The 12,826-nt window shown below is 31.9% G+C and carries 11 protein-coding genes; 4 read left to right on the top strand and 7 right to left on the bottom strand.

Annotation, left to right across the window (positions count from 1 at the left end):
• Positions 1-9: 9 nt before the first annotated feature.
• From GQR95_RS13620 to GQR95_RS13590, 7 genes are all read right to left on the bottom strand, one after another.
• A complete protein-coding gene (locus GQR95_RS13620) occupies positions 10-2,259 on the bottom strand; it encodes a hypothetical protein (protein WP_159023677.1) in 2,250 nt (749 codons plus the stop codon).
• Positions 2,256-2,915 (bottom strand): DUF1266 domain-containing protein, encoded by a 660-nt coding sequence (locus GQR95_RS13615; protein ID WP_159023676.1) that lies wholly within the window; start codon positions 2,913-2,915, stop codon positions 2,256-2,258. Before GQR95_RS13615 ends, GQR95_RS13620 begins: the two co-directional genes overlap by 4 nt.
• Positions 2,916-2,918: 3 nt before the next feature.
• On the bottom strand, positions 2,919-5,402 hold the full coding sequence (locus GQR95_RS13610; RefSeq protein WP_159023675.1) for a hypothetical protein: 2,484 nt from the start codon (positions 5,400-5,402) through the stop codon (positions 2,919-2,921).
• A gap of 84 nt (positions 5,403-5,486) precedes the next feature.
• Positions 5,487-6,548 (bottom strand): SMI1/KNR4 family protein, encoded by a 1,062-nt coding sequence (locus GQR95_RS13605; protein WP_159023674.1) that lies wholly within the window; start codon positions 6,546-6,548, stop codon positions 5,487-5,489.
• Positions 6,549-6,674: 126 nt separating this feature from the next.
• On the bottom strand, positions 6,675-7,808 hold the full coding sequence (locus GQR95_RS13600; protein ID WP_159023673.1) for an adenylosuccinate synthetase: 1,134 nt from the start codon (positions 7,806-7,808) through the stop codon (positions 6,675-6,677).
• Positions 7,809-8,681 carry a hypothetical protein gene (locus tag GQR95_RS13595; RefSeq protein WP_159023672.1) on the bottom strand — a complete coding sequence of 291 codons (873 nt, stop codon included), beginning with the start codon at positions 8,679-8,681 and terminating at the stop codon, positions 7,809-7,811.
• A gap of 2 nt (positions 8,682-8,683) precedes the next feature.
• Positions 8,684-9,034: a hypothetical protein gene (locus GQR95_RS13590; protein WP_159023671.1), complete on the bottom strand. Its 351-nt coding sequence runs from the start codon at positions 9,032-9,034 to the stop codon at positions 8,684-8,686.
• 183 nt (positions 9,035-9,217) lie between these two features.
• Between GQR95_RS13590 and GQR95_RS13585 the strand changes: the two genes are divergently transcribed.
• The 4 genes from GQR95_RS13585 to GQR95_RS13570 all read left to right on the top strand — a co-directional run bounded on the left by GQR95_RS13585 (position 9,218) and on the right by GQR95_RS13570 (position 12,772).
• Entirely contained in the window at positions 9,218-10,123 is a 906-nt protein-coding gene (locus GQR95_RS13585; RefSeq protein WP_159023670.1) for a hypothetical protein, read from the top strand.
• Positions 10,124-10,144: 21 nt separating this feature from the next.
• Positions 10,145-10,681: an HD domain-containing protein gene (locus GQR95_RS13580; RefSeq protein WP_159023669.1), complete on the top strand. Its 537-nt coding sequence runs from the start codon at positions 10,145-10,147 to the stop codon at positions 10,679-10,681.
• A gap of 136 nt (positions 10,682-10,817) precedes the next feature.
• Positions 10,818-11,459 carry a hypothetical protein gene (locus GQR95_RS13575; RefSeq protein WP_159023668.1) on the top strand — a complete coding sequence of 214 codons (642 nt, stop codon included), beginning with the start codon at positions 10,818-10,820 and terminating at the stop codon, positions 11,457-11,459.
• Between the two features lie 56 nt (positions 11,460-11,515).
• Positions 11,516-12,772, top strand: coding sequence for a hypothetical protein (locus GQR95_RS13570; RefSeq protein ID WP_159023667.1), 1,257 nt, complete (start codon positions 11,516-11,518; stop codon positions 12,770-12,772).
• The last annotated feature ends 54 nt before the right edge of the window (positions 12,773-12,826 follow it).

Genomic DNA, 12,826 nt, shown 5'->3' with positions numbered 1-12,826 from the left:
TTAACACCTTTATACGAAATACGTCTCTCTTATTTTAGATTTCATTTCTTTTAATGCTTGTATTTCAGTATCAGATAGCTTTATTCCTAATCTAGACATGTTTTCTAATAAATTATGACGTAAAAATAGGTCTTCTTTACTTTGTGATTTCGCAATTTCTAAATGTTCTTTTAACGCACTTTTAGATGGATTATCGTTACCTAAATACATGGCATTATATTTTATGTATGCGCTATAATCTCCGCATTTTCTTTCGCCATTTTTTATCATCTTTAACAAGACATTGTCATCATCTTTTGGAAATTTAAAGAACGAAGCTTCAGGATAGCTTTTTAATAAGTCTTTATAGGTGTATAGTGCTTCTTCATATTTTTCTTCTATAAGTAATATATTTCCATAAGTATAATCTGTATTCCAATCTCTTGCTTCTGGGAGTTCTGTTCTAATTTTTTCGCAAATGGCCATACTTTTGGAGATGTATGATGAGTCTTGAGCGCATGTTAAAGCTAATTTAAGATAAAATGCCTTATTGGTAGAATGTTCTGCAGTAAGTTCTAAATTTTCTATAGCTTCGATGTGGTTTCCTAAAATCCAGTGAATTAATGCATTATTTCTAAAAGCTATTAATGTAGTTGGGTTTGGAATCAAATCGTTTTCAGAAACGGTTGCTAAATTTTCAGGCTTTTGAATACTTTTATCGTAAAAACATATCCATTGAAGAATAGAATAAAGCACTGGATTTAATTTTCCTTGGCTGTGGTTGTAAATAGCATATTTGGAACATTCTTTGTATTCACCCATTTCAAAAAGGGCTTCTACACACACATTCATGGTTTTACAATAATCGTCATCACCTACTTTGTAATATTCAATTTCTGCATTTACATCTTTTAAAAATTCGGCATAATTATGGTTTCTCTGATTAATAATCATTCTCCAGTAAAGCAGTAATGGCGCAAAGGAATAGGACGCTAATTCGTAATCTTCAAGCGCATCGTTTATAATATTTAGTGCCTCATCAAAACGATGTAGCATCGCTAAAGCGCGAGCTTGAAAGTATAAACTTTTTAAAATAGGAGCTTGATTAGCATGAATTTGGTTTACAATGGTTAAAATACCTTGCCAACTTTTTATTCTATTATTAACTTCAAGTAAATAATGTAAATAATTACTTGTACTTAGGCCGTTTATAAAGGCTTCGTTATAAGCCTTTGAAGCTTCTTGGTAGTTGTCTTCAAAATAAAAAGATTTGGCTTTTATTACTAATAATAAAGGGTTCTTATTATTTATAGCTAAACCTTCATCAAGACACTTTTTAAGCATATTTCTGTCTTTTGTATGAAAGTGTGCCGTAGTAGCTAAAAGCAAATACTGTCGTTGTGCATGTTGCCAACCGGAATTTGCGAGCGCATGCATATATACTTTATATTCTTCAAAATTTGTAAAATCTTCTTCTGGAAAAACTGGTTTTCTTGGTGTTTTTGTTACTAGAGAAATCAAATCATAGTATAAAAAAGCTTTCCCAAAATCTGCTAATAATTGACGTGTTTTGTCTGTTATTTCGAAAACATTCCATTCTGTAAAGCACTTTTCTTTTATTACGGCTGATTTATTTTTCCATAAAGCAAATTGTATGAAGGCATGTTTTTTTCTTGATTCATCTAAACGGTCATCTACTTGTAGCGCTTTTAAAATTTTTAAATTATGAGTTTCAGATGCTAAATCTAACAATTCATTACAGTCTGCTTCTTCTTTTACAGCATATAGTTCTTTTAACTTAGCCGTTTCTATTTCCCAAAGTAATAACCGTGCTTCCGTCATTGCAGGGTAACATTCAAGACTGTATTTAAGAATGGCAATAGCTTCTGTATAACGTGCTTCTGCTTGTAGTTTTAAAGCATAATTTAAATGCAGCATTTCGTTGTACGGATATTTTACTAATGCATCTTCAAACACAGATTCCGAACAATCTGTGTAGTAACTCGTGATGTATTCATAATCAGATGCTTCTACATGTTGTATGTCTACTAAAGCTTGTAAGTATTCTTGTAGAATTTGTACGTTTACCTCTTCAAAAGCACCAATATATAACATGAAAATTCGAAAATAACGCGCATTATAATCTGGATATTCTGTTAATTCATCATAATTTTCTTGAATAGCAGATAAATGCATCTCCATTTGGTCTAAACGTTGTGCCTTGTAAACGTTTTCTGCAAGTTCAATATGTTGTATAACTTCTTGTATTGATAAACTCATAATTTCCATTCTTTAAACCTATCGGCATGTTCTATATTCAATCGTTGGTAGCATCCCCAAATGGTGTCTGATACCGGAAATATGCTCGTGTCAGGTTCTGCTACACCTAATATAAACTCGTCTCCCAAACAAACATTTCTATGAAATTCTCCCCAGCTAGTAAAGGTTGTTTTTACACGTTCGTTTATATCTTCTAAGCGTAATTCCATTTCTTCTGTACTTATAAAACCGAGTACACCTCCTAAGCGCATTAAAAAAATAGAATAGGCCATTTCGTATCCTAATAGTTTTTCTTGTTTTAAATTAAAACGGTGTTTCCAGACTATCTTATACGTGTTTTTAATTCTAAAGTTTTCTTGAGCATTACACTTTGCATCAAAACGACTAGTGGTATCGGTACGAAATTCTGCTGCCAATTTTTCAAAACTATTAGAAGCTATTTCTCCATTTTCGTAGCGTTGTAAAGCATTTCGTAAATGTAAACCAGATTTTACACCGTGTAGTTTTAAGAGTCTTTTTACGTGTTTTACTTCTAAATCGTTATTTATATTAAAACCAAACCAACTTGATATATTTGCTTTTGGATAATTCTTTTTTAGTATTAATGCAGATAGGTTTAACCGATCTTGTATTGTGGGTGTTATCTCTTGTATCATTATCTAAGCATTTAAATCTTCTATCACTTGCAATAAAGTGGTTGTTAAAGTTTCTGGATAGGCACCAGATTTAGCCATAGCTTTTAGTCCTAATGTGTAAGAACTTGCCATTTTAGAGCCTTTTGTTAAGTGAACAAATAATTTTCGGCAAAGGTTTCCGTAGGGTTCTAATACGGTTCCTGGTGCTAAATTTTTATCTAGCAAGGTCATATAAAGTGCCTGATGGAATTTGGCTTCTGTTTGTAATTCGTCTTCTGCCAATAAGGCTTTAAAATCAGATATTTTTTCATCTAAAACCTCTAGAAGTTGTATGTCGCAAATACCTACAGTTTTATAATTTTGAAGATTATGTAGTACCTTTCCAATATGTTTTTCATCTATTTTAATAGATTCTAGTGCAATATCATCTGTTTTTAATAGTTCTAGAAGTGCATTTGTTTCTGTTTGTGGTTCTTGCACAAAGTGGAAATGATAAAATTTATCTATAGCATTTAATAGCTCTTTTTGTTCGTCCAGACCGGCAATCGGACTTCTGCTATAATCATAAAGATATTTTACGGTTTGTTTGGCTAGTTTGTCTTCATTTAAAGCATTAAGAAACTCCATTAAAAACACTTCTATTTGATTAGAAATAATACTTAACATACCGTTGGTAGATTCTCTAAGCCTGCATTTTTTATGAATACTAACAATACGGAAGATGGCTCTATCTAAAAAGAATGTTACATTTTCTTCTAAACAATTAAAGTAGTTTGCAGTGCGTGGACCTTGCGTATTTAAAACTTGTGAAATCCAAGACGCTTCTTCTCTTAAGCTGTAATAGAAATCGCCTAAATAATTAAACCAAGTTTGTATTAGGTTTAGATCTAACGGTCTATTTACATTTACATAATGTCCTGCTGCAAAATCTTCGCAAAGTTCTAAAACAGAATGATCAATATTTTTTAAAGCCCAAATCTCGTTAACACGAATATAATTTCCGGGCGCTGTACATATGGTTGTAAGCGTGTGTACAATTAATGGTAAAGTACTTTTTTTTATGTCTTCGGAAGCTTTTCTAGTAGCGTAAGCCATTTCTAATAAATAGAGTTGTAGGGCTTCTCTGTGCGTTTCGTCTTTTATTGTTGCTAGTGCCTTGCGTGCATCGTAAAAAGAAAGGACTATAAATTGATTTAAAGGATCTTTAATTCCTAATGGCATAAAATCTCCAAGCCATTCTTTTATGTTATTTGTAATTTGGAATACGTCTTTAATATTATATTCTCCAGTGACTTGAAAATCGTGACTTCCTATACGCATTACCGGTAGTTTTCCGTTTGGAAGCTCTTTAAGTAGACTTGAAAACAAGGTGTTATATAACTCTACTTGATTTAAAATACGCGTTTTTGGATGACATTTTTTAAACCAAAAAGATAAAAATTTAAGAGGTAATTTTGCGGTATTATCGCTTAAAATGTGCTTTCCATATACTTGAAATGCTTGTGTATAAAAATGACTTCCGCCTTCTGCTTCTAACCAATCTAGAAATCTTATAAATGAAGCATCTAATTGTTCTTGCGGAATGTTTTTATCTCTATTATTAAAAAGTAATACATCTGCTGAATCCCATTTTTTTGTTCCAAAAGCTGTAATTAATGGGAATAAACCATCTGCGGTTTGTATATTTAATAACTCTAAACTTTTTTCTTCTACAAAAATTAAACGGTCTTTAATTGCATTTTGTGCAGCAACAGCAAATTCTAAATTTTCATTATAAAATGCTGCTAAATCTGTACTAAACCAAGGTAACATTAAATTATAAGCAGCAGGATGTTCTATTTTTCCTACGGGCAATATTTGGTGAAGATCTATTACCAATTTATACCAATCGCCTTCATAAAAATGTTGTACAAAGTCGTTGTTAATTTTAAAAGGAAATGCTATAAATTCGTTATCGGAATTAGATACATTATATGTTGTGTTTAAAATATTGTGCGAGATACAATTCTGAATAATAAAATCAGAACCAAGTGTATCGCGAATATCTAAAGCCGTATGAATTAAAAATTTGGTTATTGTAAGAGAAGCTTCAGATTTACTTTGCACCAATGTTTTTAAAACTAGAAAAACTTGAGTTCTTAATGGTTCTGAAATGGCTTCAGACTGAAAAAAACTAAGACTAAAACTAAGAAACGCTTTTAATTTTAGACTACTTTTTTCATCAGGAAAAAATCCCTGTTCTAATAAAGGTAGCCACGAACCAACATATTCTAATCCCTCTTTTTCGCTTGCATAAATCTCTGGATTATGGTAGAGTTGTTGGGCTAGTGTTTTTGTAAATAGTGGCGTTGTAATTTTACCATCTATATTGTTTTTTGCTTGTGTATAAGCGGTTGTTTCTTTGCAGTCTATTAATTCTAAAACCTGAATTAATGCGTTTGTTTCGGAAGCGTCTAAAGATTCAATCTTTAATTTTGGTACTATTTTCTCTTTAAAAATCGCAGACATTGTACTAAGTGGATTCAAATTATATTCAAATATATTATTCCTTTTTCAGGTAAGGGGAGTGTTTAATAAAATAGGTGTATGTAATTAACATATTACACGTTCGCCATACCACTCGCTATCTTCAATTTCTCCTTGATTTCCCATCAAACTTTTTATAAACGTATGTATAGAATCGGCCTCGATATAACCAATCTCTTGGTCGGCACCATAACGAATAATCTGGCCCGAAGTTCCTTTTGTGTTTGGAGCAAAATCGAAGGCTAAGAAATTACCATTCTGTAAATTAAAAAATGGAATCCAATACGGCGTTGTGTACATTAATAATGCTTTGTTTAGGTTAGTCGTGTAGGTGTCTAATAATTCTTCTTGCGTCCAATCATCATAGATATCTTTCCATTGTTTCCATTCTTCATAAATATTTTCAATACCCATAAAAGCAGTGTTTTCACAACCATTATGTATTGTTAAATATGCTTTTACTATTGAAGGAAAGGGAAAACCAGCTTCTTTTTCAAATTTGGTGTATATGGCATCGTTATTTTTTGGAGGCATACATGTTAATCCTTTTTCTGCAACTAAAGCTTTAAAAGATTGCTTTAAATCTTCAAGATTAATTTTAGCTTCTAACTGAATAAAAGGTGCTAAAAAATCGACTTTTTCTTTTGCCAATTCTTCGGCAATAAATGCATTAGGAATGAATTTTGAAATAAAATCGCCTGTATTTTTATAGATATAATCTTCTTTGAAATTTGTAGTGGGCTGACAGCTAAATTGATTACTTCCAAAGGAATATACTTTAGATGTTACTTGCTCTTCTTTCTTTTTACCATCTATATTATTAAACCAGGTGTTAAATATAGGCGTATTTTTAATCTCTAAAGTCAAGATGTTTTTACCTTCAAGATAAGCAAAAACGTAAAATTTAGTACTTACCTTAATATCGGGAGAAACAAGAATTAATTTTAAAATTTTGTGTCCTGAAAAATCATGAACAGCTTCTAGTAAAGCGTCTTTAAAAGTAAAACTATTTTTGTAATATTCTGGGTCTTCAAGAGGCGGAAGTGTTTTTATTTCAATAGAATTAAAATTGAAATCGTCCCATTTCATATCTTTTACACAATCTGTATACGCTACTATCTGTTTCATTATAATCAATTAATTATTAAGGCTAAGGTACCTTGCAACAGCGAAATCTTTATCACTGAAACTAATGATTTTGGAAACTACGGAATACAACCTGTAAAAAAATGAATGCCTTTTATTTTGCTGAAATTATTCTGAAATACTTTTAATATTCTGACGTTTTGGCCCGTAACTTCCGTAAATAGTTTTGAAATTTGTATCTAATTTTTGAAGTAATTCTGTGTGAGAGAAACTAGGAAGTTGGTCCAGACAGCTAATCATTAAATGTTTCTGTATTTTTAAATCTTGATGATGAATAGCATCACAACTTAAGGCGTAATTGAGTAATTCTGGGTTTAAAACTGTGGCTCTAAATTCACCCTGAAACTCGTTAGTTACGTTCGCTTCATTTTTATTATTCTGAAGTGTTACCGTTTCTAAATTAGACATTGGGCCGTTGCCATGTCTAGTTTGGTAACAACGCGACACATAAAAAACATCTATTTTAGAAGTGTTTTTTAAATGTGTTTTTATAAGCTGAATGGCGTTTTTAGAAGTTGTGTAACTCCACGTGGTATGCGGATGAAATCCGTGTTGGGTATCTAGTAAAATACCTTGGCTACCTTCAAAAATAAAATGCTCGAATGTTGTTGCTAATTCTGAAAGTGAAGCCAAACTATAAAACTTTTGAATAGCTAAACAACTCTCTATAAAATAGTCTTCGTTGTAATCTTTCAATTCGTTTTTATAATATTCTTGTACTGGTTTTGGCTGACTTTTTAACTTCGTTTCGTAGTACAATTTTATACTTTCTAAACGCTGTTTTGCAACCCATTGAAACTGTAAGTCGTTCGCGTAAAAGTAAACTTCGGCTTTGTTTCTTTCAATAGTTGTTCCAAAACCCAAGCCACAAGAGCCGTGATTTTGTTGTTTTTCTATTGCTCTATTATAAGCAATATCGTAGAATGTAGTAATCATCGCTAACGGATGAAAATACAGTTTTGGTTTATATGTTTTTAAGAAATCTCCTTCGCCTAAAATGGCAGGAGGGAATAGGGTAGTGTGCTCTGAATAATATGTAGGAACGCCTAATAACGTCCCCGAACCAAAGTTGCTAAATGTATGTGTAAGTGCGTCTGTACTTACGGTATGCCCAATTTGATGGCCACCCGAAAACCGAACCACAACACTTTTTTTAGGATGTTGCGATGCCAGAAAATCTGTTGTTAACCCTTTTCCGGCATCACCGAACCCTAAATCTATAACCAGACTACATTTTGGCATTTATAGCATATTTTCTACTTCTGTTTCTGTATTACCAGAAGTTGTATTTGTACTTGTAGGAGTTGTTGTGCTTGGTTTATGGTTTTGAATAACCACGTCTGCAATACGTTTTGCTACAGTTTTAAAATCTGGAATTTCTATATAGTTATCTCCTAAAAGTGCTTTCCAGTTTCCTTTTCTGCGGTCTTGTTTTGCCCATTCATTATGTTCTAAATGCATGTGAAACACATTATACTTTTCTTGAGCTTCTGCTATTATAGCTTCTGTAGTAATGGTTTCTGCTTCATCTGTACAGGTGTATCTTTTAATAATTTCTGCTGGAATGGTAGGGAAAACGGGCTCATCACCAATAGTGAATAAGAACCCTTTTTGTTTTCTTTTTTCCCAACAATCAATAGTGGTATGTCGTGCAGCAAATAAGTGTGCCAAGTTATAACCTTCTTGATTGTTTCCGCCACCGCCGCCTTCTAAATAGACGCGCGTTAACCAACGGTCTAACAATTCTGCAGAAGACTCAAATTGTCCGACTTGTAAAGGTGCACTATCGTAAATAAAATCTCCAATGCCTAAAAATAAAACTTGGGGATCTTCAATTCCTGCTTCCATTAAAGAACCAATAAGGTCTGGTAAAGCTTCTTTTACAATATGTTCGGGTACAAAACCCATACTTCCGGTAACATCTAGTGCCACAATAATAGATACCGTTTCAGGATGTTCTGCAGAGTCTCTAGATTCTCTAACAAGTGCTTTTTTAGGATCCATTTCTGGATCTATATTACGAGATGTAAATATTTCCTCTCTAGACTTGTTACTATAGTCTTTCATTTTACGTAAACGCTTATAGGCGTCGTTACTAAATCTTCCTCCTCCCATAATTACATTTCGTTTATTATTCCACCAAATAAGTGTGTGTAGCGCTTTTTGGCTAATTCTAATTTAATTTCTAAATTTCTAATTTTAACAGACATTTCTAAGTCTTTAGCTACATAATCTCTAGCGTCAAAATCTGAAGCTAATACCAAACTATTTGCGTCTGTAGGACTCATATCTAGCATGTTTTCTTGTTCGCGTTTTAGGCGTTTTAAAGACAAGGCTAAATCTTCGGTTTCACGTTTGTACATTAATTGTGCATCTTCTGCGATGGCACTTGCACGATCGTCTCTTATTTTTTCGTTGTTACGCTTTAATGATTCTAAAAAAGCAGCACTTTTAACATTATCTTCCATAAAAAAAGGTTTGCTACAAAGTTAACTATTACAAGTTGTTATTTTAATCCCTGAATAGGGGGATTTTATTTTTTCTTAAATAAAACTGTTTAATAAATATTTCCAGTTTCACTATTATCCCTGAAAAAAGGGTAAAAAAACGTGTAACGAAGTTATTATCTTTGGTGTTTTAAAATAGACTTTATGATAACATTGCATTTATCTTCAAAAGGACTTGAAATTAATTCGGGTTTTATTACGTTTCCAGTTTCTATAGATATTCTTAAACGTAGTTTAGGTGATCGTTTTAGATCTGAAAAAATGAAATATAACACGATTTTTACTTGGGATGATTTAGGTATTTTAGGACATTCTGAAAACGGAGAACTTATAGATTCTCTAACTTTAGAATTAGAACCTGATGCTTACGATTTTAGTCCGAAAGAGAAATTCTCTGGAACGTTTTATTTCAATAATGAAGAAATTACTGCGTATTATAAAACACATAAATCTGAATGTGTAAAACTGTTTGAAGGTGACGATTGTGGCGCTTTGGTACAGGATAATATGAGCGCTTGGTTTGATGTTAATGAAGGAGTTATTAGTGCTATAGAATTAAGTGTTTATAAACCTTATGAACGAGCGGCAGGTATTCCTGTAGATAAATATATAATTAAACCACTTGAAGAGGAGGAGATTACATTTGTGGATTTTGGATTTAAATTGTCTGTTATAGAGGATTTGATGTATAATAAAAATGTGTTACAACCTAAATTTGATCTATACGAATTTGCAAAATGGTATAAAACAAGGGAAATAGATATTGATAAAGAAGGTTACGGACCTATTGCAGAAGTTGTACAGTATTTTAAAGCGTTACCGATTCCGAAGCGTTTGGCTTCAGAAATAACAGAAATTTACCAAGATGGAGGAAATGATATTTATATGAATTTATCACCATTTTCAGGAGGCGGTGAGGACGATTGGGATATAGAATGTGCAGATGATGCCAAACAATTTCCAAATTTTAAAAAAGCAACATTATGTTATGCCAAAGATCGTGCTTATGATGAGTTTATAGCAATGGATATTGATGCAGAATGGTTATAAAAACGTATTTAAGCTAAAAAAATGATTCAAGAATTATATCAAAAAGCAATACAATTTGCTGCAGAAAAGCATTACAATCAAAACGTACCAGGCAGCAAAGCCAATTATGTTTTACATCTTTCTAATGTGGCAATGGAAGTTTTAATGGCGCATAAAGCGTGTCCGGATTTTGATTTGGCTTTTGCGTTACAATTAGCACTTTTACACGATACTATTGAAGATACCGATACCCGTTTTGTAGATCTTGAAAATATATTTGGGACTCATACAGCAGAATGCGTGCTGGCATTAACTAAAGATTCTTCTATTTTAACGAAAAGAGAACGTATGCTTGATAGTTTAAACCGGATAAATTTTTTAGAAAAAGAAGTTGGTTTGGTAAAACTAGCAGATAGAATTACCAATTTACAACAGCCACCAAGTACTTGGTGTACAGATAAAATCACAGCATATTGGGAAGAAGCTATTTTGATAAATAAACAACTTGAAAATAAAAATGAATACCTTAATAATAGGCTTCAAAATAAAATTAATGAATATATAAAGTACGCAAATTAAAGTATAATTTGTGTTTTCTTCTATTGTAATCTCAATACAATCTAAATACAGTATATATGTTTTTCACTATTTTCAGGGATGCTAGAAAATAACATTAGTTATAAGTTTGTAGTGTAAAACAAACTCAAGTATAATTATGGGATTATCAATTTCAGGTGGCATTTTAGCAGATTTTATAGAGAACGAGCCCGAAGGTTATGAAGCTTATAAAATTATTTTTGAAAATATAAATAAGATATTGGTTTCAAATAATTTTGAACCTTACCAAGAGCCTAATGTTTTAAAAGTAAAGCCTTTATCTGTTGGTAGTTTTCCGTATAGTTTTTTACATCATTTAAGACGTTTTTTAGCACATGTTTGGGAGAATGAAGGAAATGAAAATTGGACTCCAATACCTTTTTCTCCAGAAGAAAATCCCACAAAAGATGCTATTTTAGAAGACTACTATTCTTATATGTCTAGCCATCTTTTAATACATTCAGACTCAGAAGGTTTTTATATTCCTGTAGTATTACAAGAGGTTCTTTTCGATACCGATAAAACGCCTGTACCAGGAGCAATGATAGGTTCGTCTTACATTCTTTTAGAAGAATTAAAAGACCTTACAAAATATTTAGATATAAAATTAGATGCTAATAATACGGTTACAAATATAGCCGAAGTTGATAGAACTATAGAAAAGCAAGGTGATTTTTGGATAGAAAAATTAGTTTGTGTAACACTTATAAAAGCGGCTAAGTATAGCATTGATAATAAAACAGCTATTGTTTTTAATTAATTAAATAAAGGACTTAAAATTTAATTTTACCTCATACAATTTTTAATATATTACCAATGAAATTTACAGAGAAGAACATAGAAGCCATTAAAAAAGAGTGGAATACATTAGGAAGTAAATATGCTTCTGATGTAAATGAAATGGTGAATTTTGGAGAAACTAACGGTTGGGAAAACTGGGAAGGCAAAGAACCCGAAGATAAAAGAAGTCATTTAGCAGATGCCGTGTATCAATTTTTAAAGGCTGCTAATCAAAACGATACTGTTGCTGAGTTTAGAACTAATTTTCCGCCTGCACACATTCCGTTTATCAAGTATTTAGATAAAAAAGGACAAAGTATAGTGCAACTTAATTTTATAGACGAACAAAAAATTGTGTTTTTAGTAGGAACAGCGTATCAAAAAAGACAAGCCTATATTCTTAAAGACAATGTTACAATTAAACTCGATACTTCTATTGATGCTGTCGGGAAATCTAAACAGCGCAATGTTTTTGCTATGGCGTCAAATAATACCATTGTAACTACTCAAGGTTGGGAAGGCGATATTATTGCAATTTTTAATTTAGATAAAACCAAGAATATCGGGATTACAGAATTAATTCCTTTTAACGACGGACTTAAAATTTTATTAGTATCGTCAGACGGTATTTATATTATTTCTAACGATGCAGAACACATGATTCATCCGGTTCTCGATCTTGAAGACGATGAATGGGATTCTAGTATAGACATGGAGAATGCAACACTTTCTAACGATAATAATTATATTGTTGTTGGAGACCAATGTTACGATCATAGAATTTTAGATGCTAATGGAACACAAATTGGAGACATTGGCCCGCAATCTTCTTACCCAGATTTTTGTTTGTTTTCTAAAAACGACGATCAATTAATTACAAATTCATGTCATTTTTATAATGGCGTTACTATTGGAGTAGATACTTCAAACCTTAAAGACATAAGTATTACTGCTTATGAAGAAAGTGAAGATTATACAACTATAGATGACGGCATGAGAGTCTATTGTGGTGTAGCAACTTCTAAATACTATATTTTGGGCGACGTTTATGGGTATATAAAAGCAGTAGATGCTAAAGGAAATTGCATTTGGAAATACTTTTTAGGATCTACTATTACTGGTATTACCATTTCAGATAACGAAAAAACATTATGGGTTGGTTCTGCTTTAGGCATGCTTCATAAATTACAATTAGATAAAGGATTTAGAGATACGCACACCATAGGAACAGGTAAACATTATGAAGAATTCAGGTTGGTTTTATGGAAAGATGAGCCAATAATGAGATGGTAAAAAAAATCTAATTATTGCATAGCATATTTAGTGACCAGAAAACAATTATATTTT

The sequence above is a fragment of the Formosa sp. L2A11 genome (assembly GCF_009796865.1).
Classification (GTDB): domain Bacteria; phylum Bacteroidota; class Bacteroidia; order Flavobacteriales; family Flavobacteriaceae; genus Formosa.
This window is presented reverse-complemented; position numbering and strand designations above follow the sequence as displayed.